Annotated in this window: 20 protein-coding genes; 6 read left to right on the top strand and 14 right to left on the bottom strand. The window is 65.7% G+C overall.

Annotation, left to right across the window (positions count from 1 at the left end):
* Positions 1 to 5: 5 nt before the first annotated feature.
* Positions 6 to 953, bottom strand: a complete 948-nt coding sequence (locus IVB24_RS23495) for an alpha/beta hydrolase (protein WP_247769210.1) — start codon at positions 951 to 953, stop codon at positions 6 to 8.
* A gap of 207 nt (positions 954 to 1,160) precedes the next feature.
* Here IVB24_RS23495 and IVB24_RS23490 point away from each other — a divergent pair, with 207 nt between their 5' ends.
* Positions 1,161 to 2,171: a DUF2155 domain-containing protein gene (locus IVB24_RS23490; protein WP_247769209.1), complete on the top strand. Its 1,011-nt coding sequence runs from the start codon at positions 1,161 to 1,163 to the stop codon at positions 2,169 to 2,171.
* A gap of 40 nt (positions 2,172 to 2,211) precedes the next feature.
* On the opposite strand, the gene aat is transcribed toward IVB24_RS23490, so the two are convergent.
* The 10 genes from aat to IVB24_RS23440 form a co-directional block, all read right to left on the bottom strand.
* Positions 2,212 to 2,892 (bottom strand): leucyl/phenylalanyl-tRNA--protein transferase, encoded by a 681-nt coding sequence (gene aat / locus IVB24_RS23485; RefSeq protein WP_247769208.1) that lies wholly within the window; start codon positions 2,890 to 2,892, stop codon positions 2,212 to 2,214.
* A gap of 64 nt (positions 2,893 to 2,956) precedes the next feature.
* Complete coding sequence (locus IVB24_RS23480) at positions 2,957 to 4,072, bottom strand: histidine kinase dimerization/phosphoacceptor domain -containing protein (protein WP_094974366.1); 1,116 nt, start codon at positions 4,070 to 4,072, stop codon at positions 2,957 to 2,959.
* Positions 4,069 to 4,509 (bottom strand): response regulator, encoded by a 441-nt coding sequence (locus IVB24_RS23475; RefSeq protein WP_094896865.1) that lies wholly within the window; start codon positions 4,507 to 4,509, stop codon positions 4,069 to 4,071. The genes IVB24_RS23480 and IVB24_RS23475 overlap by 4 nt, the downstream gene beginning before the upstream one ends.
* Positions 4,506 to 6,032 carry a CHASE3 domain-containing protein gene (locus IVB24_RS23470; protein ID WP_247769207.1) on the bottom strand — a complete coding sequence of 509 codons (1,527 nt, stop codon included), beginning with the start codon at positions 6,030 to 6,032 and terminating at the stop codon, positions 4,506 to 4,508. Before IVB24_RS23470 ends, IVB24_RS23475 begins: the two co-directional genes overlap by 4 nt.
* A gap of 105 nt (positions 6,033 to 6,137) precedes the next feature.
* Positions 6,138 to 7,496 carry an acetyl-CoA carboxylase biotin carboxylase subunit gene (gene accC, locus IVB24_RS23465; RefSeq protein WP_247769206.1) on the bottom strand — a complete coding sequence of 453 codons (1,359 nt, stop codon included), beginning with the start codon at positions 7,494 to 7,496 and terminating at the stop codon, positions 6,138 to 6,140.
* Positions 7,497 to 7,577: 81 nt separating this feature from the next.
* Positions 7,578 to 8,066, bottom strand: coding sequence for an acetyl-CoA carboxylase biotin carboxyl carrier protein (gene accB / locus IVB24_RS23460; RefSeq protein ID WP_094974364.1), 489 nt, complete (start codon positions 8,064 to 8,066; stop codon positions 7,578 to 7,580).
* A gap of 38 nt (positions 8,067 to 8,104) precedes the next feature.
* Positions 8,105 to 8,572, bottom strand: coding sequence for a type II 3-dehydroquinate dehydratase (aroQ, locus tag IVB24_RS23455; protein WP_247769205.1), 468 nt, complete (start codon positions 8,570 to 8,572; stop codon positions 8,105 to 8,107).
* 257 nt (positions 8,573 to 8,829) lie between these two features.
* The gene (locus tag IVB24_RS23450; protein ID WP_247769204.1) at positions 8,830 to 9,630 is read right to left on the bottom strand and encodes a DUF1236 domain-containing protein; all 801 of its coding nucleotides are present in this window, start codon (positions 9,628 to 9,630) and stop codon (positions 8,830 to 8,832) included.
* Between the two features lie 209 nt (positions 9,631 to 9,839).
* The gene (locus IVB24_RS23445) at positions 9,840 to 10,607 is read right to left on the bottom strand and encodes a DsbA family protein (RefSeq protein WP_094974362.1); all 768 of its coding nucleotides are present in this window, start codon (positions 10,605 to 10,607) and stop codon (positions 9,840 to 9,842) included.
* A 98-nt stretch (positions 10,608 to 10,705) separates the two neighbouring features.
* Positions 10,706 to 12,106, bottom strand: a complete 1,401-nt coding sequence (locus IVB24_RS23440; RefSeq protein ID WP_247769203.1) for a M48 family metalloprotease — start codon at positions 12,104 to 12,106, stop codon at positions 10,706 to 10,708.
* 190 nt (positions 12,107 to 12,296) lie between these two features.
* On the opposite strand from IVB24_RS23440, the gene IVB24_RS23435 reads away from it, so the two are divergent.
* The 3 genes from IVB24_RS23435 (at position 12,297) to IVB24_RS23425 (ending at position 15,548) form a co-directional block, all read left to right on the top strand.
* Entirely contained in the window at positions 12,297 to 13,484 is a 1,188-nt protein-coding gene (locus IVB24_RS23435) for an aminotransferase class I/II-fold pyridoxal phosphate-dependent enzyme (protein WP_247769202.1), read from the top strand.
* 88 nt (positions 13,485 to 13,572) lie between these two features.
* Positions 13,573 to 14,130 (top strand): biotin transporter BioY, encoded by a 558-nt coding sequence (locus tag IVB24_RS23430; protein ID WP_140483379.1) that lies wholly within the window; start codon positions 13,573 to 13,575, stop codon positions 14,128 to 14,130.
* Between the two features lie 83 nt (positions 14,131 to 14,213).
* Entirely contained in the window at positions 14,214 to 15,548 is a 1,335-nt protein-coding gene (locus tag IVB24_RS23425) for a dicarboxylate/amino acid:cation symporter (protein ID WP_247769197.1), read from the top strand.
* A 28-nt stretch (positions 15,549 to 15,576) separates the two neighbouring features.
* On the opposite strand, the gene IVB24_RS23420 is transcribed toward IVB24_RS23425, so the two are convergent.
* Positions 15,577 to 16,461, bottom strand: a complete 885-nt coding sequence (locus IVB24_RS23420) for an SDR family oxidoreductase (protein ID WP_247769195.1) — start codon at positions 16,459 to 16,461, stop codon at positions 15,577 to 15,579.
* A gap of 105 nt (positions 16,462 to 16,566) precedes the next feature.
* On the opposite strand from IVB24_RS23420, the gene IVB24_RS23415 reads away from it, so the two are divergent.
* Positions 16,567 to 17,403 carry a helix-turn-helix transcriptional regulator gene (locus tag IVB24_RS23415; protein WP_166469472.1) on the top strand — a complete coding sequence of 279 codons (837 nt, stop codon included), beginning with the start codon at positions 16,567 to 16,569 and terminating at the stop codon, positions 17,401 to 17,403.
* Between the two features lie 27 nt (positions 17,404 to 17,430).
* On the opposite strand, the gene IVB24_RS23410 is transcribed toward IVB24_RS23415, so the two are convergent.
* Positions 17,431 to 18,663 (bottom strand): FAD-binding oxidoreductase, encoded by a 1,233-nt coding sequence (locus IVB24_RS23410; RefSeq protein ID WP_247769193.1) that lies wholly within the window; start codon positions 18,661 to 18,663, stop codon positions 17,431 to 17,433.
* A 68-nt stretch (positions 18,664 to 18,731) separates the two neighbouring features.
* Positions 18,732 to 21,800: a ribonuclease E/G gene (locus IVB24_RS23405; protein WP_247769191.1), complete on the bottom strand. Its 3,069-nt coding sequence runs from the start codon at positions 21,798 to 21,800 to the stop codon at positions 18,732 to 18,734.
* A 705-nt stretch (positions 21,801 to 22,505) separates the two neighbouring features.
* On the opposite strand from IVB24_RS23405, the gene IVB24_RS23400 reads away from it, so the two are divergent.
* Positions 22,506 to 23,801 (top strand): N-acetylmuramoyl-L-alanine amidase, encoded by a 1,296-nt coding sequence (locus IVB24_RS23400; protein WP_247769189.1) that lies wholly within the window; start codon positions 22,506 to 22,508, stop codon positions 23,799 to 23,801.
* The last annotated feature ends 166 nt before the right edge of the window (positions 23,802 to 23,967 follow it).

The raw sequence follows: 23,967 nt of genomic DNA, 5'->3' as shown, positions 1-23,967 counted from the left end.
GTTCGCTAACCCAATCCCTTCAGCCACGCGCCGATCTCGCCGACGGCGACATTGGCCTGCTGCAACAGCTTGCCCATCGTGAAGAAGCCATGGAATTGGCCGGGATAGTGCTTGGTCGTGACCGATACGCCGGCCTGCTCGAGCCGCGCGGCATATTCGTCGCCTTCGTCGCGCAGCGGATCGGCGCCGGCGGTCAGCACATAGGCCGGCGGCAGGCCGGCCAGGTTTTGCGCACGCGCCGGTGAAGCGCGCCAGTCGTGGATGTCGGCGACGCCATTGAGGTAGTGGTCGCGAAACCAGCGGATCACCGAATGCGTCAGCAGCACGCTGGTCTCGGGCTCGCTGTGGGAGCCGTGGGTCATGGCGAAATCGGTGGCGGGATAGATCAGCACCTGGCCTGCGAGCGCGGGGCCGCCGGCGTCGCGCGCGGCGAGCGCCACGACCGCGGTGAGGTTTCCGCCGGCGCTGTCGCCGCCGATCGACAGGCGCGAGGCATCGATGCCGAGCTCTCGCGCGTTCGCCGCGATCCATTGGGTCGCGGCGATGGCGTCCTCGGCGGCAGCGGGAAACTTGTGCTCGGGCGCGAGGCGGTAGTCGACCGAGATCACGATCAGCGCGCCGGCGGCGGCCAATTGGCGGCAGACGACGTCGTGGGAGTCGAGATCGCCGATCACCCAGCCGCCGCCATGGAAGAACACCAGCGCCGGCGCCAGGCCGTCGTGCCGGCGCGGCTCCTTGGGCACGTAGAGGCGGGCGGGGATCGCCCCGTGTGGGGCTGGGATCGAGAGCGGTGCAATCCGGGCGAGCTCGGGCGGCTCTGGGTTGGTGGCAAACCGGGCCTGCGAATAATAGGCGCGCGCTTCCGGCGCGGTCAGGGCTTCGTAGGCAGGCCGGCCGGCCTCCTGGAAAGCCTTGTAGACGGCGGCGGCATCGGGATCGAGCACAACGGGCATGGAAGGGCGCACCTCTGGGGTTTCCGGTTATCGTTGGACGTCGTTTTCGGGGCGATGGCGCCTCGCGCCCTTGGGTGGGGCGTCCGACTATCCCACCCGTCAGCAGCCCTGGCCAGCGGGCGGCGGACAGGGCAGGGATGCCGCCCTTCCCCCGCCGTATTCCCCGTGTTAACCGGAGGGCCTGCGAGCGGCGGTATCCCCTGTAAAATGTCCAACAAGCCCGATTCGCTGTTGAAGCCGCGCGAGATGTTTCGAACCATTACCCTGACAGGTTTTGCGGCGCTTTTGGCCGCCACCGCACTGACGGCTGCGACGCCGGCCCAGGCGCAGATCGGCACGATCTTTTCCGATCCGCCGCCGCTGCGGCCGCCCGGCAACATTCCGCGCGGCCAGCCCCAGCCGCAGCAGATCCCCGATGACGACGAGGAAGTGCCGGAACTGCCGCCGCAGGGCCGCGTGCTGCCGTCGCGCCCGATGCCTCCGCCTCAGGGACGGCAGGGCAATGTGATGCCGGGGCCGGTCGAGATCCAGCCGCTGGCGCCGCCACCGGGCTCCACCGTCGCGCCCCCAAACCAGCTGCCGTCCACCGCGGTCGCACCGCCGGGCGCGCCGGGTCGCCAGCCGCAGCAGAAGGGCGGGCCGGGTGGTGCCGTGCCGCAGACCCCCGCAAGCCTGCAGCCGGGCGACGAGGTCGTCACCGAGCCGCCCGCCCAGAAGATCGTGAACAAGAAGGCGACGTTCTCAGGCCTCGACAAGATCACCGGGCGGATCATCAATTTCGACGAGGAGATCGGCGAGACCGTCCAGTTCGGCGCGCTTAGGGTCAAGACCGACGCCTGCTACACGCGGCCCGCGACTGAAGCCGCCAACACCGACGCCTTCGTCGAGGTCGACGAGATCACCTTGCAGGGTGAGGTGAAGCGGATCTTCTCGGGCTGGATGTATGCGGCAAGCCCGGGCCTGCATGGCGTCGAGCATCCGATCTACGACATCTGGCTCACCGACTGCAAAGAGCCGCAGCAGACCATTGCGACCGCAGCGCCGGATCCTGCGACCAAGCCTGCGCCGCCGCCGCCCGCGCAGAAGAAGGCCGCGCCGAAGCAGGTGCAACAGCGTCCGCCGCAGCCTCTGCCGCCGATCCAGCAACAGCAACCGGCACCGCCTCCGCCGCCGGAGCAGCGACCGGGTCTGTTCGGCATCCCCGGGTTTGGCCGATAGGCCAAATCCCGGCGGTTTGGCCGTTCGGCCTGGCTATCGATCATTGCCTGGTCGCGATGATCTCGAGTGCGCGTGCGCCCGGGATCGCCTCACCCGCAGAGAGCTTCAGGAAATCGCCGGGCTCGCCCGCGAGCGCCTTGTCGAGCAGCGCGGTGTAGCGCCGCCGCGAGATCTCGGCCGCGCCAAAGCTCTTCAGATGGTCCGTGACATATTGGGTGTCGAGCAGCTCGAAGCCGCCATGGATCAGCCGCGCGACCAGATGCACCAGCGCGACCTTGGAGGCATCGCGCGCGGTGTGGAACATGCTCTCGCCGAAGAAGGCCCGTCCGAGGCTCACGCCATACAGACCGCCGACGAGGTCCTCGCCCTGCCAGGCCTCGACGCTGTGGCAATGACCGAGCTCGTACAGGCCGCCATAGAGGTCACGGATGCGCTTGTTGATCCAGGTGTCCTCGCGTCCGGCCTGCGGCGCGGCGCAGCCGGCGATCGTCGCCTTGAATGCGGTGTTGACGGTGACGCGAAATACATCCGAACGCACGGTGCGCGCGAGCCGCGAGGCGACGCGAAATCCGTCGAGGGGAATGACGCCGCGCAGCTCCGGCTCGACCCAGAACAGGGTCGGATCTTCGGCGCTTTCGGCCATCGGAAAGATGCCGCAGGCGTAGGCGCGCAGCAGCACGGCCGGTGTGATTTCAGACGGAGCGGAGTCGCGCGAAGTCATGGTTCGCAATCATAGCAGGATCGCGATGCGGTTGCGATGGGGGTTGCGCGGCGGGGCGCGAAGATCAGCTCGCGGCGGCGGTGCTGGTCCTGCCGGGGGCTGCGGGCATGCGCGCGAACTTCAGCACGATCCGTGTTCCCGAATGGGCGGGATCGCGCTCGACCACGGCGTCGAGCTTGGAGGCCATGGCCGCGACGATGCGCTGGCCCATGCCGGTGGAGCGCGGATCGACCTTGACGTTGTCGCCGACGCCGTTGTCGGTGATCGACAGCAGGACATCCTCGCCGTGCCCGTGCAACTCCACATGAATCGGGCCGGCGCGGTCGGGATAGGCGTATTTCACCGCGTTCATCACCAGTTCGTTGACGATGATGCCGACGGCGACCGCGCGGTCGGGATCGATCTCGATCGGCTCGGCCTTCAACGTCAGGCGCGACATCCGGTTGCCTTCGGCCGAGCGGCGGAGATCCTCGAGCAGCGAGTCCAGATACTGGTTCAGGACCACGCTCTTCAGATCTTGCGAGGTGTAGAGGCGGCGGTGCACCTGCGCGACCGCGGCGACGCGGCCCATCGCGTTGGTCAGCGCTGCCTTGACCTCGTCCTGGGCGGCTGAGCTTGCCTGCAGGTGCAGCAGCGAGGCGATGATCTGGAGCGAGTTGCCGACGCGGTGGTTGACTTCGCGCAGCAGCATTTCGCGCTCGGCGGCGAGAGCTGCGTAGCGGTCGCGCGAGGCGTGGATCTCGGCTTCGGCTTCCTCGCGTGCCCTCTGCAATTCGGCCTGGCGCAGCGCGCCTTCGGCGGCGACGTGGAGCAGGGGGATGAAATCGCCGGTGACGTCCTTGACCAGATAGTCGGCCGCGCCGGCCTTCAGCGCGGTGACCGCGATGCTGGAATCCTGCGAGGCCGTGACGAATACCACCGGCGGCGAGCCCGGGATCGCCATGATCTGCTCCAGCGTCTCCAGCCCGTCGAGGCCGGGCATGTACTGGTCGAGTGCCACCACGTCGATGATGCCGTCGACGTTGCTTTGGGCACACGCGCGGCGGATGCGCTCCAGGCCGTCCTCGCCGCTGGCGGCGTGGATGACCCTGTAGCCGCGCCGCGTCAGGCCGCGATCGACCAGGCGCGCCAGCGCGCCGTCGTCGTCGATGTAGAGCAGGGTTGGCGTGCGCTGGTTCATGGGGCGGCGGGCGGGACCTGGATGACCGAGAAGAACAAGCCAAGCTGCCGGATGGCATTGGCGAAATTCTCGTAGTTGACGGGCTTGGTGATGTAGACGTTACAACCGAGCTCGTAGCAACGCTTGATTTCCTGGGAATCGTCCGTGGTGGTCAGCACCACCACGGGCGAAGCCTTCAGATATTTGTTTTCCTTGATCTGCCTCAGGATGTCGATCCCGCTCATGTCGGGCAGGTTGAGGTCGAGCAGGATCAGCAGCGCGTTGCCCTTCTGCACGAGTCCGCTGCCGTCGGCGCCGAACAGATGCTGCATCGCGTCCGTGCCGTTGGGGAACGCGACGATCTCGTTGTTGACCCCCGAGCGGCGGATGTTGCGCTCGATCAGGCGGGCGTGGCCCTCGTCGTCCTCGATCATGATGATGGTGACAGGCTGGGTCATCGATCTGCGTTCCGGTTGTTCACGTTCCAGGCGATCGGCAACGTGATGGTGAAGGTGCTGCCCGCGTTCAGTTCCGATGATACCGACATGGTGCCGCCGAGGCGACGCACAAGTGCACGCACATGCGCAAGACCGATGCCCTGGCCAGGCTTGTCCTGGGTTCCCGCCCGGCGGAATAGGTCGAAGATCCGCTGGTGATCCTTCGGGTCGATCCCGCGGCCGTTGTCGCTGATCTCGAAGATGGCGTAGCCGAGCTTGGTCCGCCCGCGGATTCTGATCTCGCCGGGTACGCCGCGCTTCAGATATTTGATCGCATTGTCGACCAGATTGGAGAAGATCTGTTCGAGTGCGAGGCGGTCGCTCACGATGTCAGGCAGGGGCTCGATGTGGATCTCGGCCTGCGCCTCGGCCGCCTGGTGCGCCAGCGTCGACACGATCGCCTCGATCAGTTCGCGCGTGTCGATCTTCACTGGCTGGAATTCGCGCCGGCCCTCGCGGGTGAGGTTCAGAATGGCCGAAATCAGCCGGTCCATCTTGGCGATCGACGTCTTGATGAACCGGAGCGCTTCAGAAACATCGTCCGAGAGCTGCTTGTCGGCCGCTTCGAGCATGATCTCGCCGGGGGCGCCGGGCGCCAGCGGCGGCCCGCCGGCGGGGACTTGGGTGAGGCCGCCGATGCGGCGGAAGACATCGCCGCTGAGCTCTTCGAGCTCGCTGGTGAAGCCCATGATGTTGACGAGCGGCGAGCGCAGATCGTGACTGACGATATAGGCAAAGCGCTGGATCTCGTCGTTGGCCTCGCGCAAATCGGCCGTGCGCGCGTCGACGATGGATTCGAGATTGAAATTGGCATCGCGGAGCCGCGCTTCAGCCTCGTCTCGGGCGCGAGCCGAGCGCCGCACCAGCCAGATCGAGATCAGCGCCAGCACCACGACGAGGCCGGAGCCGATCCCGGTCATCGAGGCCGCGAATGTCTGGCTACGGTCGGCGTTTTCCGAGCGTTGCCGGAATAGCCGTTCCTCCTCCTGGAGCATCCCAGAGGCGATTTTGGCGATCTCGGCGGTCGCGTCAGTGGAGGCAACCTCACGGACGACCGCGGCGGCCTTCTCCGGCTGACCCTGAGCGATGAAACCCATCTCTTGCCCGAACTGCCCGAGCCGGGTCTTGATCGCCTCGCTGAGTTTCGCGATGCTTTCGCGCTGCACCGGGTTGTCGCCGGTCAGGCGCGTGAGCCTGTCGAGGGCCGGCATTATTGCCGCGATCGCCCTCTCATGGTCGATCCTGAAAACCGCTTCTTGCGTCAGGAGGTAGCCGCGCGCGGCACTTTCCGCACGCCGGATTTCCAACAGCAGGGCGTTGATCTGGTTCTCCGCCTCGATGGTGTGAACCACCCATTTGTTGTCATCTCTCGCCTTGTTGACGAGATAGACTGAACCCGCGCTGATGCCTGTCAGCACCAAAAGTCCCGCTGAAAACAGCAGGATCTGCCAAAATGCGCGCCGTCGTTGGGCTTTGGCCGTCACCACGGCCTCGCTCTGTCACACTCAGCGGAAGTCAAAACGCCCCCTTGGAACTGTCCCGCGTCGAGAACGCGATGGGGGCCAAAGGGTTCCACGACGAAAGCGGATTTATCGCGGAGCGGGTTCCGTCTTGCCGGCGAGGTACTGTTCCAGCCAGTGGATGTGATAGTCGCCGTTGATGATGTCGTCTTCCCGCACCAGCGCGCGGAACAGCGGCAGCGTGGTCTCGATGCCTTCCACGACCATCTCGTCCAGGGCCCGGCGCAATCGCATCAAGCATTCGGCGCGGGTCTTGCCGTGCACGATCAGCTTGCCGACCAGGGAATCGTAATAGGGCGGGATCGTGTAGCCTTGGTAGACCGCGGAATCGATGCGGACGCCGAGGCCGCCGGGCGGATGGTATTGCAAGATGCGGCCGGGCGAGGGGCGGAAGGTCTGGGGATTCTCGGCGTTGATGCGGCACTCGATCGCATGGCCGATGACCTGGATGTCTTCCTGCCTTGCCGGCAAATCGCCGCCGGCCGCGATGCGGATCTGCTCCAGCACGAGGTCGATGTCGGTGATGCTCTCGGTGACGGGATGCTCGACCTGGATGCGGGTGTTCATCTCGATGAAGTAGAACTCGCCGTCCTCGTAGAGGAATTCGATGGTGCCGACGCCGAGATATTTCATGTCGCGCATCGCCTTGGCGCAGGTTTCGCCGATCTTGGCGCGCGCGGCGGCGGAAAGGACAGGCGAGGGGCCCTCTTCCCAGACCTTCTGGTGACGGCGTTGCAGCGAGCAGTCGCGCTCGCCGAGATGGATCGCGCCGCCGCGACCGTCGCCGAGAATCTGGATCTCGATGTGGCGCGGCTTCTGGAGATATTTTTCGAGATAGACGGAGGCATCGCCGAAGGCGGATTTGGCTTCGTTGGCCGCCGTCGACAGCGCCATCAGGAGGTCGGCCTCGCTGTGCGCCACCTTCATGCCGCGGCCACCGCCGCCGGCCGCTGCTTTCACCAGCACTGGAAAGCCGATCGTCCTGGCGATCCCCAGCGCGTCGTCATCGGGGCCGACCGCACCGTCCGAGCCGGGCACCACGGGAATGCCGAGCTTCTTGGCGGTCTTCTTCGCCTCGATCTTGTCGCCCATCAGGCGGATGTGCTCGGCCTTGGGACCGATGAAATGCAGATTGTGCTCTGAGAGGATCTCCGCAAAGCGGGCATTCTCGGACAGGAAGCCGTAACCGGGATGCACGGCATCGGCGCCCGTGATCTCGCAGGCCGCGAGCAGCGCGGGCACGTTGAGATAGCTGTCCTTGGACGCCGGCGGTCCGATGCAAACACTCTCGTCCGACAGGCGCACATGCATGGCGTCGGCGTCGGCGGTGGAGTGCACGGCGACGGTCGCGATGCCGAGCTCCTTGCAGGCCCTGAGGATGCGAAGGGCGATCTCGCCGCGATTGGCTATGAGTATTTTGTCGAACATGGTGTCCTGTCGCGAATGGCGAGTGGCGAATGGCGAGTAGGGAAGGGGTGGACCATTCGCTATTCGCTATTCCCCATTCGCTTACTCAATAATCACCAGCGGCTCGCCGTACTCGACCGGCTGGCCGTCCTCGACCAGGATCTGCGTCACCGTGCCGGCGCGCGGCGAGGGGATCTGGTTCATGGTCTTCATGGCTTCGATGATCAGCAGCGTCTGTCCGACCGAAACCTTGCTGCCGACCTCGATGAACGGCTTGGCGCCGGGCTCCGGTGACCAATAGGCGGTGCCGACCATCGGCGAACTGACGGCGCCGGGATGCTTCGACAGGTCGGGTCCGGTGGCGGCAGGCGCGGCGGAGGCTGCCGGCAGGGCGGCGGGAGCGGCTGCCATCTGCATTGGCATGGTCGCGGCAACGCTGATGTTGCGGGCGACGCGCAGGCGCAGGCCTGCCCGTTCGATCTCGATCTCGGTGAGACTGGTCTCATCGAGCAGCAGGGCGAGCTCGCGGACGAGCGCGGAATCCTCGCTAGAAAACTTTGCGGCTGCTTTGTCGTCTGGCTGGCGCGCCATGTTGTTTGATCCGAATGTTCTGTTTGATGAAGGGGGCTTCAGGCTTTGGGCTTGATGGCAAGCTTGGCGGCAAGGCCCTGGATGGCGAGGCGGTAGCCCTCGATGCCGAATCCGCAGAGCGAGGCGAAAGCCGCGCGCGCGGTGTAGGAGTGGTGACGAAAGCTCTCGCGGGCGTGGATGTTGGTCACATGCACTTCGACCGTCGGGATCTGAACCGCTAACAGCGCGTCGTGCAGCGCGATCGAGGTGTGCGAATAGCCGCCGGCATTGACGATGATGCCCTTCATCTTGCGGGCATGCGCCTCGTGGACGAAGTCGATCAGCTCGCCCTCGCGATTGGACTGCCGGCAGTCAGCCTTGAGGCCGAAACTGGCGGCCGTGTCCCGGCACAGCGCCTCGACGTCGGCCAGCGTGGCCTGGCCGTACTTCTCGGGCTCGCGCGTCCCCAACATGTTGAGGTTCGGCCCGTTGAGAACGAGGATCGTATCGGTTGCTGGTTCGGCCATTCCTATCCCGGCAGGTGCTTCGGCGTGGCGGGGGTTATAGGTAACAAAGCGGCCTAGGGGAAGCCTTGAAGGGCCTCCCAAGGGCCTTCAGGTACCTCATCCCCGGTGCAAAAACCTGTGCGCAAGCCACGGAAATTGCTTGTTAACCAGTTCCAATCGTGGCTGCCGGAGGGAGGCTCGCCGGGGAGGGCGACGCATAGGAAAAAGGCCCCTGCCGATGTTTCGGCAAGGGCCCATTTGGGGTTCAGCGAGGCAGCTTAGCCTTCGATGATGTAGACGATCTCGCGCGTCTGCGGACGGACGATCACGTACTGGCCGCGGACGTAGATGACTTCATAGCCACGCCATTGCGGATAGATCTCCACGATCCGGGGCGGCAGCGGATGGACGTGGACCGATGCCGGGATCGCGGTGCCGACCGAGATGTTGAAGTTGACGTTGGTGGTCTCCTGGATCTTGGCCGACTTGATCGCCGTCGAGATTTCAGTCCGCTTCTCTGCGGGCGGCGCAGCCGCGGTCGCGGGGGCGTTACCCGTGGTGGTCTGAGACTTGCTGTCGGTGGTGCCCGGACGGTTCTCGGCATTGTTGCTCTTGGCGGCGCCGCCCGCCTTGTTGTCCTCGGCCTTCATGTCCTTCGCGCCGGACTTGGTGGAATCCGACTTGGTCGTCGAGTCCGAACTCATGCTCTTCGACTTGTCCTGGGCGCCCTGGGCGTGCTCACCCTTGACGTCGCCCTTGCTCGCGCCGGCCTTGTCGTCGGCCGCGTTCTTGTTCATCGCACCGGACTTTTCCATCCCGCCGGATTTCTCCATGGTGCCGGACGACTTCTCCTCGGCGGCTCCGCCGGGCTTCATGGCGCCGCCGGCCTGGCCGACAGTGCCCTTGTCCCTGCCCATGGCGCCGCCATGGTCTGCCGCACCACCCGAAGGCTGCGCGTGCTGCGTCGGCTGTGCGCCGGCCGCACCACCGGTGTCACCTTTCATGCCCTGTGCGTTCGCCACACCGGCGCCGGCGACGAGTGCGGCCGCGGCAACCGAGATCATAAAGCGGTTCAACATCGAATTCTCCTCACGTGGTTCTTTGCGTCATTGCCCGCGCCGACAACGAAAGGGGATTTGAGTTGTTCCGGAACTTCGGCTGTTCCGCGGCATTTGTTTGTTGAACGCCAGATGAATGACTTTGCACGAAGCTGCCAACGTTCGGCGCGCAAGAAAAAGGCCGGCTTTTTCAGCCGGCCTTTGGGTCGTCAATATCGTAGATCGTGTGATCAGCAGGTCGCCTTGCCACAGCGGGCAATGCCGATCTTTTCCTTCAGGCCTTCGACGCCGACGGCGCCGATCACGATCTGTTTGCCGATCACGTAGCTCGGCGTGCCGTTCATGCCCATGGCTTCGGCGAGCTTGAAGTTCTCCTCGATGGTGGCGCGCACCTCGGGGCTGGCGAGGTCCTTCTCGATCCTGGCGGTGTCGAGGCCGGCTTCCTTGGCGGCTTGAAGCGCGCGCGCCTTGTCGGCGGCGCCGCGGCCGCCGAGCAGCTTCTGGTGGAAGTCGAGATATTTCTTGCCGGAGGGATCCTGCATGCGCACGGCAACCGCCACCTGCGCCGCCTCGACCGAGCCCTGACTCAGCACCGGAAACTCCTTCAGCACCACCTTCAGCTTCGGATCGCTTTTCATCAGGGTGAGCATGTCGTCCATCGCGCGCTTGCAGTAGCCGCAATTGTAATCGAAGAACTCGACGAAGGTGACGTCGCCGTCCTTGTTGCCGAGCACGACCTGGCGCGGCGAGTTGAAGATCGCGTCCGCATTCTGCGTGACGCTGGCCTCGTGCTTCTGCGTCTCGGCCGCGGCCTGGCGCTTGCTGAGCTCGGCCATCGCCTCTTCGAGCACCTCGGGATGGCTGACGAGATAGTTCTTGATGATCTTCTCGATATCGGTGCGCTGGCCATCGGAGAAACTGTCGGCCGAGGCGGGCGCGGCCGCGCCGAACAAAGCGAGCGCAAACAGCGCGGGAGCAAGCAGGCGCAGCGAAGGCATGGGTAAATCCTCTTATCCAAAGCAGGTTTCGGAATACGTCCCGGCGGACTTAAGCTCGGTGTCGTGACGTCGTGGTATCGGGCGTCGTTCGAGTTACGTCAGTTGCGTGGCGGCTTCGCCGCCACGATGTCGTCGGCCCTGACCCATCCGGGCGTGCCGACGGCGAAACGGGTTTTCGCGCGCGTGGCGAGCTCGCGGGCGGTCTTGTTGTCGCCGCGCAGGTAAGCGGCTTGCGCCGAGGCGAGATCCGCTTCGGCATAGTCGCCCTTCCGGCCGTAGGCCATCGCGAGCTGGGTATAGCCGAGCACCGCCTCGGGTTCTCGGGCTACCGCACCGCGGAGAATCCGAACGGCGTCATCGGTGTAGGCCTTATTATCGGTTCCAACCAGAGCCTGCCCAAGTAACATCTCGATGAGGGGGGCGTTGTTGGAAAGCTGTGCGGCCTTGCGCAGCGGAGCGATCGCCTCGGCCGGCTTGCCGCTTTCCAACAGGGCCTGGCCGCGGACCTCGTAAAAGTACGGATTGTTGGGCTGGACCTGGATCAGCGCGTCGATCTGCGCGAGCGCGCTGCGCAAATCCCCGTGCAGATAGGTGCTGATGGCGCGGGCATAACGTGCCGGCATGCTGTCGTTGGTCTGGGGATAGCGGCGGTACACCGTTTCCGGCCGCTCCATGAACGCGGAGATCTTGGCACGAACCATGTCGTGGCGGAGCTGCAGCGCGGGATCGTCCTTCTTGTTCCAATAGGGGCTGGAACTGGCGAGTTCCTGAAGCGCGGCGACGCGCTCGGCCGGCATCGGATGCGACTGAAGATAGGGATCGGCGCCGCGCGACGCGAACAGGCTCTCGCTGGTGAAGCGCTTGAAGGTCTCGTACATGCCCTTCGGCGATTGCTGGGTCGCGGTCAGGAATTTCACGCCGGCGCGGTCGGCGTTCTCCTCCTGCTGGCGCTGGTAGGACAGCAGCGTCCGGCGGATCACCTCCTGCGGAGCGGCGATCACAGCGGCGCCGGCATTGGCGAGCCCGTTGTTGCCGGCGCTGCTGCGCTGGGTGCTGCCCGCGGCGATCGCGCCGGCGCCGAGCAGCATCGCGATGATCATCTGGGTCTGGGCGGCCGCGAGCTGCTCGCGCAGCTTGGACAGATGGCCACCGGCCAGATGCCCGGTCTCGTGCGCGAGCACGCCGATGATCTGGTTCGGCGTCTCCGATTGAAGGATCGCGCCGTAATTGACGAAGATGCGGCGGCCGTCGGCGACGAACGCGTTGAACGAACTGTCGTTGATGATCACCATCTGGATGTTCTGCTTCTCCAGACCCGCGGCGCGCAGGATCGGGCGCGTGTATTCGCGCAGCAGCTGCTCGGTCTCGGTATCGCGCAGGACCGGCGGCCCCTTCTGCTGCGCCCGCGCCGCCGGGAGCGGCAGCAGCGCGATCGCCGCAGCCGTGACGAGGGCGGTGAGGGCGGAGGCCTTCTTGCGCAATGCGATCTGGAACGACATCAAACGGTCTTGGTCAAACGGTCTGGACAGCAGTTTCGTGATTGGTTTTGGCGATTGGCGGCGGACCGGATACGCGATATGCCCTTACGAGCGTTACCCTTATGAGCCGTACAATGCGGCCAGTCTGGGGCGCAAGCGCTCCGTTTTCCGGACCGGACGCACCGGTCCGCCAGCGAAATAGCAGAAATCGATGCACGATGCGACATTGAGGACCCGGTTGGGGCAGTGGCTCGAGCCCTCCCGCCGCAGCGATGTTCCCCCGTTCATGGTAATGGACGTCATGGCCGCGGCGGCCCGAATCGAGGCCGCCGGGGGGCATGTCATCCATATGGAGGTCGGCCAGCCCGCCGCCGGCGCACCCAGCACCGCGATCGCAGCCGCCCATGCGGCGCTGGAGGCCGGGCGGATCGACTATACCTCAGCGCTTGGCATTCCCAGCCTGCGGCAGCGCATCGCGCGCCATTATCGCGATGCCTATGGCTGCGACGTCAGCCCTGACCGGATTGTGGTGACCACCGGCTCCTCGGGCGGGTTCATCCTGGCCTTCCTGTCGATGTTCGAGCCCGGCGACCGCGTCGCCGTGACGGTGCCGGGCTATCCGCCTTATCGCCATATTCTCACTGCGCTCGGCTGCGAGCCGGTGCTGATCGAGACCACCCACGAGACGCGCCATGCGCTCACCGGCGAGGCGTTGCTCGCGGCGCATCGCAAAGCGCCGCTGAAGGGTGTGCTGGTCGGCAGCCCCGCCAATCCGACGGGGACCATGATGTCGCGCGAAGCGCTCGCCGGCCTGATGGCGGCTGCCGAAGACGCCGGCATCCGCTTCATCTCTGACGAGATCTATCACGGGCTCGATTATGCGTTTCCGGCAGTCACCGCAGCGGCGCTTTCCGAGCACGCACTCGTGATCAACTCGTTCTCGAAGTATTTTTGCATGACCGGCTGGCGCGTCGGCTGGATGGTCGTGCCTGACATCCTGGTGCGGCCGATCGAGCGGCTGCAGCAGAACCTCTCGATCTCGGTGCCGTCGCTCTCGCAGATTGCCGCTGAAGCCGCCTTCGACGGTGCAGCCGAGATGGAGGCGATCAAGCACGGCTATCACGAAAACCGGCGGATTTTGATCGAGGGTTTGCCGAAAGCCGGCCTCACCAAATTCCTGCCGGCCGATGGTGCATTTTATCTCTATGCCGACGTCTCGGACTTCACCTCCGACAGTTTCGAATTCGCCAAGCAGATGCTCGAACAGGCACGCGTCGCGGCCACGCCGGGGCTCGATTTCGATCCCGTTCACGGCCGCTCTTTCATTCGTCTTTCCTATGCGCGCTCGCCCGGCGAGATGCGCGAGGCAGTTGACCGGATCGCTCACTGGCTTAAATAGCCGCCAGTTTCGACCAATTCCGGAGTTCATCTTGTCTGACCGATCTGTCCCGACCTCTGCCACGCCGCATTTTCCTCTCGCCGCATTGATGTGGCCGACCCGACCGGGCGAAACCGTCGGCGCGGTGCGTGCCGTCGTTCTGGTTGCACTCGGCACCGCATTGATGGCGCTGTCGGCTAAGGTCAACCTGCCGCTGCCCTATGTGCCCATGACGTTGCAGACGCTGGTGGTGCTGATGATCGGCGCTGCCTATGGCTGGCGTCTTGGCAGCGCAACCATGGTCGCCTACCTCGTGGAAGGCGCGCTCGGGGCGCCGGTGTTTGCCGGGCCGATCGGTGGCATTGCGCCGCTGGTCGGACCGACCGCGGGCTATCTGTTCGGCTTCATTGCGGCCGCTTTCGTGACCGGCTGGCTCGCCGAACGTGGTTGGGATCGCAGCGTGATGCTGCTGTTCGCAGCGATGGCTGTCGGCCATATCGTCATTCTGGCGGCTGGCTTTGGCTGGCTGGCGTTCGGCCTCGGGCTTGGCGCTGCGAAGGCCTTTCAGGTCGGCATCGTGCCGTTCGTTGCGGCCTCGCTGGTGAAGAATGCGCTTGGCGCAACGTTGATGCCGGCAGCGCGCAGACTGATCGATCGCCGCCGGTAAAACGCGCAAGCGCGGGCAGTTCCGATTGACAGGGCCGGCCAAGTTGATCTTGGCTGGCCCAGTGTTTTGAGGGGAGTGAAACGATGACGACGACCGTCATGACGGGGGCGCCGGTCGCGCCGCCCGTCGCCAAGCCGTGGTACAAAGTTCTCTACGTCCAGGTGCTGATCGCCATCGTGCTCGGCGCCATCGTTGGCTGGCTCTGGCCGGAATTCGCCAAGAACGAATGGATCAAGGCGCTCGGCGACGGCTTCATCAAGCTGATCAAGATGGTGATCGCACCGATCATCTTCTGCACCGTGGTCTCGGGCATCGCCCATATCCAGGATGCCAAGAAGGTCGGCCGCATCGGCGTCAAGGCGCTGGTCTATTTCGAGGTCGTCTCGACCTTCGCATTGTTGATCGGACTTGTCGTTGGCAACCTCGTCAAGCCCGGCGCCGGCTTCGGCAACGCGGCGGCGAATGCGCAGGCGGTTGCAAAGTTCGCAGATCAGGCCAAGGCGCAAAGGAGTTCCGAATTCGTCCTGCATATCATTCCCGATACCGTGGTCGGTGCGTTCGCCCAGGGTGAGATCCTTCAGGTGTTGTTGTTCTCGGTGCTGTTCGGCTTCGCCATCATGAGCCTCGGCGAGCGCGGCCACACCATCCGCAGTTTCATCGACGACGCCGCGCATGCGGTGTTCGGTGTCATCTCCATCGTGATGCGCGCAGCGCCGTTCGGCGCGTTCGGCGCGATGGCCTATACGATCGGCGTGTACGGACCGACGGCGCTCGGTAACCTGATCGGGCTGATCGCCACGTTCTACGTCACCGCAGCGCTGTTCGTGTTCGTGGTGCTCGGAATCATCGCGCGCATCGCCGGGTTCTCGATCTTCAAGTTCCTGGCCTACATCAAGGACGAACTCCTGATCGTGCTCGGCACCTCATCCTCGGAAAGCGCGCTTCCGTCCATGATGGAGAAGCTGGAGCGGCTCGGCTGCTCCAAGTCGGTGGTCGGGCTCGTCGTGCCGACGGGTTATTCGTTCAATCTCGACGGCACCAACATCTACATGACGCTGGCGACGCTCTTCATCGCGCAGGCACTCGGCGTCGATCTCAGCTTCAGCCAGCAACTGACCATCCTGGTCGTGGCGATGCTGACCTCGAAGGGCGCCTCCGGAATCACCGGCGCGGGCTTCATCACCCTGGCGGCGACGCTGGCCGTGGTCGATCCGCGCCTCGTGCCGGGCATGGCGATCGTGCTCGGCATCGACAAGTTCATGAGCGAGTGCCGCGCGCTGACCAACCTGTGCGGCAACGGCGTCGCCTGCGTGATCGTCGCCTGGTGGGAGGGTGAGCTCGACCGCGACAAGCTGAACGCCAACCTCTCCAGGCAGATCGATCCGACCGACATGGAGACGGCGATCACGACGGACTGATCTGGATCTGACGACACGAGCTGCGTTGTCAGACCTTGAAGTAATGGGGCTGGTCGAGATCTTCGATCAGCCCTTTTTCTTTGGGCGCCCAGCCGAGCGCAGCCCGCGTCTTCGCGCTCGAGGTCGGAACGTCGACGGCCGCAAACCGCGCGAACCAGCCGAAATGAGATTCGGCGTCGTCGGGAGATTTCGAGACCACGGGCACGCCGAGCCTCTTGCCGATCACCTCCGCGATCACCTTGAACGGCACGCCTTCCTCGCCAATGGCGTGATAGCGGCGAGCGGATGCGCCTTGTTCGAGCGCGAGGCGATAGACGCGCGCGGCATCGAGGCGATGGGCGGCCGGCCAGCGGTTCATGCCGTCGCCGATATAGGCTGCAGCTCCTTTCTCCCGGGCGATCGCAATCAGGCGCGGGACAAAGCCGTGGTCGCCCTCGCCATGGGTCGTGGGCGGCAGCCGCACGATGCCGGCGCGGACGCCTCGGTCGGCGAGCTCTTCGGCGGTCGCTTCCGACACGCGCGGAAAGTGGCGGGCCGCCGCATCGTCCTCGGTCGCGAGCCGTCCGGGCGCGAGCAGCGCGACGCCCGAGGTGACGATCAGCGGACGCTCGGAGCCATTCAGTTCGTCGCCGAGCGCGAGGATCGCACGGCGGTCGAGTTCGCAATTCTCGGTGAATTTCGAGAAGTCGTGGTTGAATGCGAGGTGCAGCACGCCGTCGGAGGCAGCCGCGCCGCTGCGCAAGGAGGCGTGATCCTCCAGCGAGCCGTGATGGACCTCCGCGCCCATCGCGGTGAGGGCGGCGGCACCGGCATCCGTCCGGGCAAGGCCGGCGACGCGGTGCCCGGCGGCGATCAGGTCGGCAACGACGGCGGAGCCGACGAAGCCGGTGGCGCCGGTGACGAAGACACGCATGAGCAATCTCCAGGAATTGGCGGCGAGGGGTTGGTGGAGACGACCATCCGCATTACAAATATCCGGGTAAAGTAGTGACGTTATCAGGGTATAATAGCTAACAGCATGAGCGAGACCGCCACCGCCGAGAACCTGCTCGGGGCCTATCTCCGGGATCGCCGCACCAGGCTCGATGCCGCCGCGTTCGGCCTTGCCGGCAGTCGCAGGCGCACGCCCGGCTTGCGTCGCGAGGAGGTGGCGCAGCGCGCCAATATCAGCCCGACCTGGTACACGTGGCTGGAGCAGGGCCGCGGCGGAGCACCGTCGGCCGACGTGCTCGACCGCATCGCCCGCGCGTTGATGCTGACCGATGTCGAGCGCGAGCATTTGTTCCTGATCGGCCTCGGCCGCCCGCCCGAGGTGCGCTACCAGGCCAGCGAAGGCGTCTCGCCGCGGCTGCAGCGCGTGCTCGACGCACTCGCATTCAGCCCGGCGCTGGTGCGGACCGCGACCTGGGACGTCGTCGCCTGGAATCGTGCCGCAACCGCCGTGCTGACGGACTACGGCGCGATCCCGCCGGGACAGCGCAACATCCTGCGCTTCATCTTCTGCGATCCGCGCGTGCGCGCGGCGCAATATGATTGGGACAGCGTGGCCCGCTTCGTCGTGGCCGCGTTCCGGGCGGATGCCGCGCGCGCGGGCGCGGTCTCGCATGTCGCCGACTTCGTGGATGAGCTGTGCCGCACCAGTCCGGAATTCGCCGCGCTCTGGCGCGACAACGACGTGCGCCATCACGGCGATGGCACCAAGCGGCTGCGCCACCCGGTTCACGGCATGATGTCGTTCGAATTTTCGAGCTTCAACGTCGAGGGCCGCTCCGATCTCAGCATGATCGTCTACAACCCGGCGACGCCCGAAGACGCCGAGCGCATCAGAAAGCTGCTCGCCGAGCGAACAGATTGACTGAAGCAGGCAGCTTGCCCGAAGGGCTTAGAACCGCCCCGGCCGGTACGGAGTCGGATCGATCGCAGGCGTCTCGCCGCTCATCATCTCCGCGAGCAGGTGCCCCGTCGCCGGTCCGAGGGTGAAGCCCTGGTGGCCGTGGCCGAAATTCATCCAGAGGCCCGGATGGCGCGACGCTTGCCCGAGCACCGGCAGCATGTCGGGCGTGCAGGGGCGGGTGCCGAACCACGGATCCGGCTCGACGCGCTTGCCGAGATCAATCAGCTCGCGTGCGGATGCTTCCGCGCTGGCGAGCTGTACGGGCGTGGCGAGAGCCTCAGGGCTCGTTAGCTCGGCTCCCGTGGTGATGCGAATGCCCTTGGCCATCGGCCCCATGGCATAGCCGCCGGACTTGTCGATCAGCGGCAGGTCGAGCGAAGCGCCGCCGCTGTAATGCATGTGATAGCCGCGCTTGCGCACCAGGGGGATGCGATAGCCGAATTTGTGGAGGAGATCGGGCGACCACGGCCCGAGGGTCACGACAGCGTGGGCGGCGTCGAGGCGCCCCTGGTCCGTATCGACCGACCAGCCGCTCGCGGTCTGCCGCAGCGACTGCGCATCGCCGAGCACGATGGTGCCGCCGCGGCGCTCGAACAGCTCGGCATAGGCCGTGACCAGCGCGCCGGGATCGGACACGGTCCAGGTGTCGAGCCAATGGATCGCGCCGGGGAGGTCGTCGCGCAGGACCGGCTCGGCCTTGGCGAGATCGCTGCCCGAGAGCACGCGAAAATTCACGCCGAACTCGCTCCGGTCTTGTTCGGCGTCCTTGATCGAGTGCTCCAGGGCGGCAGCATCACGATACAGCGCGCGGTAGCCGGCGCGGCGGATGAGATTGTCGGCATGGGCCTCGCGAATGAAGATGTCGTGCTCGCTCGTCGCGTAGGCGATCAGCCGCGCCCAGGCCTCGATCGCCTCGCGATGGCGCTTCGGCGCCGAATGCCACCAGTAACGGAGCAGGGGCTCGATATGGAGATGAAGCGACGACAGGCTGTAGCGTACATCGTTGGTGCGGCCGGTCGCGATCTTCAGGAGGGTCGCAAGGTCCCGCGGCATCGGATAGGGGCGAACTGCTTCGGCCTGGATCATCCCGGCGTTGCCGTAGCTGGTCTCGCGGCCCGGCTCCCTGCGGTCGACGAGCGTGACGGTCCAGCCGCGCTGCTGGAGGTGCAGCGCCGCGCTCACGCCGATCATGCCGCCGCCGAGAACGATTGCGCTTTGCATTGAAACTGACCTCGCCAAATCAAAAAACGCCCGGCTTGACCCGGGCGTTTTCTCTTGCGTGTTCGGTTTTATTCGCCGCCGCCGAAGCGGCGGGACCACCAGCCGGCGCGGCGTGGCGTGGCCGGCGTTTCACTTGCCGGTTCCGGCGCGGGCTCAGCCGCCGGCGGAGTGGCCGGCTCAGGCGCCTGCGCGACCGGGGCTGCCGGCTCGCTCGGGCTGCTCGACAGGAAGCTCACCTTTTCCCGGACCGTGGAGCGGCGCCGCGCGGCCTTGTCGTCGGCGGGCTCTTCCTCCGCGGCAACGGGCTCCGGCTGGGCCGGCGCCACCTCGGTTCGCACCTCGGCGCGCGGCTCGGGCTGCGAGACCTCAGGCTCGGCGGTGTGCTCGGCTTGGGCGATCGAGGGTGCAGCCTCGCTGCTGAAGCCGTCGAAATCGGCGACTGCGTCGGACGCTTCCGACGGCTGACTGGTACCGAGTTCGTCGCCGATCGAGCCGGCAAGACCTTCCTCGCCGCTGCCACGCCGACGGCGTCCACCCCGACGACCACGCCGGCGGCGTCGGTCCGCGCTGCCCTGCTGCTCGCCGCGGGCCGCCTGCTCCTCGCCCTCTTCGCCATCCTGTTCGGACTCTGCATCCTCTTCGCCTTCGCCGGCCGCGACAGCCGGCTCGGGAAGGGTGGCAGGGCTATCCTCACGCAACTCGCCGTCGCGCTGGCCACCGCGGCCGCGCCGGCGCCGGCGGCGCTTGCGGCGCTGGCCGTCCTGCTCGGAACCTGCTTCGCCCGCGGCCTCTTCAGCGAGACCTTCACTCTCGTCGGTCTCGACTTCGGATTCGGTCTCGATGTCGAAGCCGTCCTCGTCGTCGAAGGCTTCTTCCGCCAGCGGGGGCGGGCTCGCGGCCGCCTGCGCCACCAGCAGTGCCTTGGCGGCTTCCAGTGTGTGGACCTGCTCGCCGCGGTCGATGACGTAGGCCTGCGGTCCGCTGACGCTTGCGTCGGCGATGACCGACAGCGTCACCTTGAAGCCGTTCTCGAGATCGCGCAGATGGCCGCGCTTGTGGTTCAGCACATAGAGCGCGACGTCGGTGCGGGTGCGGACCACCAGATTGTGGGTCGCGCCCTTCATCAGGATCTCTTCGAGGCCGCGCAGCAGCTGCAGAGCCACCGAAGACACCGAACGGACATGGCCGGTGCCGCCGCAATGCGGGCACGGATCGGTCGAGCTCTCGAGCACGCTGGCGCGGATGCGCTGGCGCGACATCTCGAGCAGGCCGAAATGCGAGATGCGGCCGACCTGGATGCGCGCGCGGTCCTGCCGCAGGCAGTCCGACAGCTTGCGCTCGACCGCGCGGTTGTTGCGCTTCTCGTCCATGTCGATGAAGTCGATGACGATCAGGCCGGCGAGGTCGCGCAGACGAAGCTGGCGGGCGACCTCTTCGGACGCTTCCAGATTGGTCTTGAGCGCGGTGTCCTCGATATGGTGCTCGCGGGTCGAGCGGCCGGAGTTGACGTCGATCGAGACCAGCGCCTCGGTCTGGTTGATCACGATGTAGCCGCCGGAGCGCAGCTGCACGGTCGGCGAGAACATCGCGTCGAGCTGGCTTTCGACGCCCATGCGCGAGAACAGCGGTTGGCCGTCGCGATACTGTTTCACCGCGCTGACATTGGCGGGCATCAGCATCTTCATGAAGTCGCGGGCTTCGCGGTAGCCGGCTTCACCGGCCACCGAGATCTCGTCGATCTCCTTGTTGTAGAGGTCGCGCAGCGATCGCTTGATCAGCGAGCCTTCCTCGTAGACGAGGGTCGGAGCCTGCGACTTCAGCGTCAGGTCGCGCACCGTCTCCCACATCCGGATCAGATATTCGAAGTCGCGCTTGATCTCGGGCTTGGTGCGGGCGGCGCCGGCGGTGCGCAGGATGATGCCCATGCCTTCCGGCACGTCGAGATCCTGCACCACTTCCTTCAGGCGCGAACGGTCCTGGGCGCTGGTGATCTTGCGGCTGATGCCGCCGCCGCGCGCGGTGTTCGGCATCAACACGGCATAGCGGCCGGCGAGCGAGAGGTAGGTGGTCAGCGCCGCGCCCTTGTTGCCGCGCTCTTCCTTGACGACCTGCACCAGCATGACCTGGCGGCGCTTGATGACTTCCTGGATCTTGTACTGGCGGCGCGGGCGGAAGGTGCGCTCCGGCACTTCCTCCAGCACGTCGTCGCCGCCGACGGATTCAACGACTTCCTCTTCGGCTTCCTCGTCGTCCTCGTCCTCATCCTCGTCGTCTTCGCCGGTTGTTTCCGCAGCCTCGGCATGAGGGGCCTCGCCGTAGACGGCGTCGGCCGGCTCAGTTGAAGCGGTCACGGCTTCGGCGAGATCCTCGGCATGCGTTTCGTGGGAATAGGAGGCGTGAGCCTCGAAGGTCTGGGCCTCCTGCGGTTCGGCAGCAACCACGGGTTCGGCGCCGACGGCCGCGACAGGCGCGGGGGTCTCATCGGCATGATGATACTCGTCATGATCGTGACCATGGTCATGATCATGCGCGTGATCGTCACCATGGGCATGATGATGGTCGTGCGCGTGTCCTTCGTGGTCATGATCGTGGTGATCATGATCGCCATGTTCGTGGTCGTGATGATCGTGCTCGCCCGGATGCTCCGCATCGGCGTGCAGATGCTCGCCTTCGTGCGACGCGCCTTCGGCGAACATGGCCTCGCCCTCGACCGGCTGGGCCGTGGGATCGGTGCCTTCAACGACATCGCTACGGACGCGTTCGCCATGACCGCGGCGGCGGGAGTTGCGGTGGCGCGAGCGGCGGCGGCCGTTGGAGCGGTTCTCGCTCTCTTCCTCGGCCTCGCGATGGGCCTGTTCCTCGGCCTCGATCAGCGCCTGCCGGTCGGCGACCGGGATCTGATAATAGTCGGGATGGATTTCGCTGAAAGCGAGGAAGCCGTGGCGGTTGCCGCCATATTCGACGAAGGCGGCCTGGAGCGAGGGTTCGACCCTTGTGACCTTGGCGAGGTAGATATTCCCGCGCAGTTGCTTGCGTTGCGCGGTCTCGAAATCAAACTCTTCGACGCGATTGCCGCGGACCACGACGACCCGGGTCTCCTCCGGGTGGGTGGCATCGATCAACATCTTGTTGGGCATGTCTTAACTCTTGGCGGCGGCGGGCGCTTTTCACCGTGGGCGCGAGCTGCGCTGCCGGGTGACGCGACGGTCCACCTGATTCGGGGGTGAGGGGAAGGCCGAAACGCCGTCTCTCGCGCCTTGCCGAACCGGAAGCTTCAGGGCCAAGGCGGCGCGCGGGATTTTCACTCCGCAGCGTCGCGAATGATCCTTCAGAATTCGTCGGCACAGTCTGGCGCATCAAGCGTCGGCCCGTATGAAACATTGGGCGGCGAGGCCGCCCTTCAATCAGTTGCTGCAGGCCAGGCATGGCGCGAGCGCGCTCGCCTTGGGGGTCACGAACCGCTCCCTTGGGATCAAGGGACCGGGTAATGGGTTACGTCGCTGTCAGAACTGTCCCGGAAACGCGAGTGGTAACCCAGGACCGTCCGCCACCGGCGCTTGACCCGCTCCACCTCGCTGCCGCGCACCGCGCTGGTCTTAGAGGGGAACGGAAAACGCTGGAATTCCCAAACCTTGAGAGTTCCGGCGCTGCACCGGGAGGCTGAATGCGACACAACCGGAAATATCGGCCGTCAGCATTCCGTACATACGAGGAATGAGCCATCGGTGCAAGGGAGCGTCGCACGGCGGTCACAGTCAGCGAGTTTCGCGCTTCTGTCATTAAGGATCGATTAACCCTGTGGTTCTATTGCGTTAAAAGGGCTGCTCGGAGGCACGGAATCGGTGGCGAGCCGCGCAAATCAACGGGTTTTGCTGGGATGCGCTCTGCTGTGCGCAGCGGCGTTGCCGTGTGCCGATTCCTCGCGCCTGAGCGCCGCGGAAAGCCAGCCGCAACCCATTGTTGCAGTAGCGAATTTTCCGGTCGCCTCCGCCGCCCGGCTGGCCGGCGATGGCAAGCAGACTCGCTTCATTCTCGACCTCGACCAGACCGTCACCTTTCGCGCCGTCACGCTGGCCGACCCGTACCGGGTCGTCGTTGACGTGCCGCAGGTGAATTTTCAGCTGCCCGCGGGGGCAGGGAGCGGGGGGCGCGGACTGGTCAAGGCCTTCCGCTATGGACTCGTCATGCCCGGCGGCTCGCGAATCGTGTTCGACCTGACCGGACCGGCCCGGATCGCCAATTCCTATGTGCTGGAGGCGGCCAACGGTCAGCCGGCCCGGCTCGTGCTGGAGCTGGAGGAGGTCGACCGGACCGCCTTCGTGCAGTCGCTCGCACCCGAACACCGCCCCGAGCTGCGTCCGACGATCGCGGAAGCGCAGCCTGCAACGGCTCCCGCGACGGCCCCGGACACGGCGGCGCAGCAGAAGGCCGACGGCCGCCCGGTGGTCGTGATCGATCCCGGCCATGGCGGCATCGACAACGGCACGCAGTCGAGCGGCGAGAGCGAGAAGAACCTTGTGCTGGCCTTCGGGCTGGCGCTCCGCGACAAGCTGGAAAAGGCCGGCAAATACCGTGTGGTCATGACGCGGGACGACGACACCTTCATTCCCCTCAATGACCGGACCAAGGTCGCCCGGAATCTGAAGGCGGCCTTGTTCGTCTCCATTCATGCCGATGCGCTGCCTCGCGCCGAGGGCGATGCGCAGGGCGCGACCATCTATACGCTGTCCGACAAGGCGTCCGACGCAGAGGCACAGCGGCTGGCTGACGCCGAAAACCGGGCGGATGCGATCGCCGGCTTCAACCTCGCCGAAGAGCCGACCGACGTCGCCGATATCCTGATCGACCTCACCCAGCGGGAAACCCGCACCTTTTCAAACCGTTTCGCCCGCCTTCTGATGGGCGAGATGAAGTCGACGGTGCGGATGCACAAGCATCCCCTGAAGTCGGCGGGCTTCCGGGTGCTGAAGGCGCCGGATGTGCCCTCGGTGCTGGTCGAGATCGGCTACGTCTCAAATAAAGGTGACCTCGAGCATTTAGTCTCGGAGGGTTGGCGGTCCCGTGCCGTGGGCTCGATGGCGCAGGCGATCGACGGGTTCCTGACCAAACGGATGGCCACGGCGGGATCGTCGAATTGACGCCCCGGGGATCGTCAAATTGACGACCCGGGGATTGCCGAATTGACGACCTCGGGATCGCCCCAATTGGGCGACCCGGGGATCGTCGAATTGAAGGGGTTTTCCAGTCCCGCCGCAAAAGCCCTAGTTTGGCCACAGCGGGCGCTTTATAAAAATCCCGCAGGGG

The organism is Bradyrhizobium sp. 192 (assembly GCF_023100965.1).
Taxonomy (GTDB): domain Bacteria; phylum Pseudomonadota; class Alphaproteobacteria; order Rhizobiales; family Xanthobacteraceae; genus Bradyrhizobium; species Bradyrhizobium symbiodeficiens.
Note: the sequence above shows the minus strand (reverse complement) of the source record. Positions and strands in the feature narration are given on the sequence as shown.

Excerpts from the sequence above, each read along its gene's own strand:
- IVB24_RS23405 (WP_247769191.1), bottom strand. The coding sequence starts at position 21,800 with ATGCCCAACAAGATGTTGATCGATGCCACCCACCCGGAGGAGACCCGG.
- IVB24_RS23440 (WP_247769203.1), bottom strand. The coding sequence starts at position 12,106 with ATGTCGTTCCAGATCGCATTGCGCAAGAAGGCCTCCGCCCTCACCGCC.
- IVB24_RS23420 (WP_247769195.1), bottom strand. The coding sequence starts at position 16,461 with ATGCGTGTCTTCGTCACCGGCGCCACCGGCTTCGTCGGCTCCGCCGTC.
- IVB24_RS23480 (WP_094974366.1), bottom strand. The coding sequence starts at position 4,072 with ATGAACCAGCGCACGCCAACCCTGCTCTACATCGACGACGACGGCGCG.
- IVB24_RS23410 (WP_247769193.1), bottom strand. The coding sequence starts at position 18,663 with ATGCAAAGCGCAATCGTTCTCGGCGGCGGCATGATCGGCGTGAGCGCG.
- IVB24_RS23495 (WP_247769210.1), bottom strand. The coding sequence starts at position 953 with ATGCCCGTTGTGCTCGATCCCGATGCCGCCGCCGTCTACAAGGCTTTC.
- accC (WP_247769206.1), bottom strand. The coding sequence starts at position 7,496 with ATGTTCGACAAAATACTCATAGCCAATCGCGGCGAGATCGCCCTTCGC.
- IVB24_RS23425 (WP_247769197.1), top strand. The coding sequence starts at position 14,214 with ATGACGACGACCGTCATGACGGGGGCGCCGGTCGCGCCGCCCGTCGCC.
- aat (WP_247769208.1), bottom strand. The coding sequence starts at position 2,892 with ATGACTTCGCGCGACTCCGCTCCGTCTGAAATCACACCGGCCGTGCTG.
- IVB24_RS23435 (WP_247769202.1), top strand. The coding sequence starts at position 12,297 with ATGCACGATGCGACATTGAGGACCCGGTTGGGGCAGTGGCTCGAGCCC.
- IVB24_RS23430 (WP_140483379.1), top strand. The coding sequence starts at position 13,573 with ATGTGGCCGACCCGACCGGGCGAAACCGTCGGCGCGGTGCGTGCCGTC.
- aroQ (WP_247769205.1), bottom strand. The coding sequence starts at position 8,572 with ATGGCCGAACCAGCAACCGATACGATCCTCGTTCTCAACGGGCCGAAC.
- IVB24_RS23450 (WP_247769204.1), bottom strand. The coding sequence starts at position 9,630 with ATGTTGAACCGCTTTATGATCTCGGTTGCCGCGGCCGCACTCGTCGCC.
- IVB24_RS23445 (WP_094974362.1), bottom strand. The coding sequence starts at position 10,607 with ATGCCTTCGCTGCGCCTGCTTGCTCCCGCGCTGTTTGCGCTCGCTTTG.
- IVB24_RS23490 (WP_247769209.1), top strand. The coding sequence starts at position 1,161 with ATGTCCAACAAGCCCGATTCGCTGTTGAAGCCGCGCGAGATGTTTCGA.
- accB (WP_094974364.1), bottom strand. The coding sequence starts at position 8,066 with ATGGCGCGCCAGCCAGACGACAAAGCAGCCGCAAAGTTTTCTAGCGAG.
- IVB24_RS23475 (WP_094896865.1), bottom strand. The coding sequence starts at position 4,509 with ATGACCCAGCCTGTCACCATCATCATGATCGAGGACGACGAGGGCCAC.
- IVB24_RS23415 (WP_166469472.1), top strand. The coding sequence starts at position 16,567 with ATGAGCGAGACCGCCACCGCCGAGAACCTGCTCGGGGCCTATCTCCGG.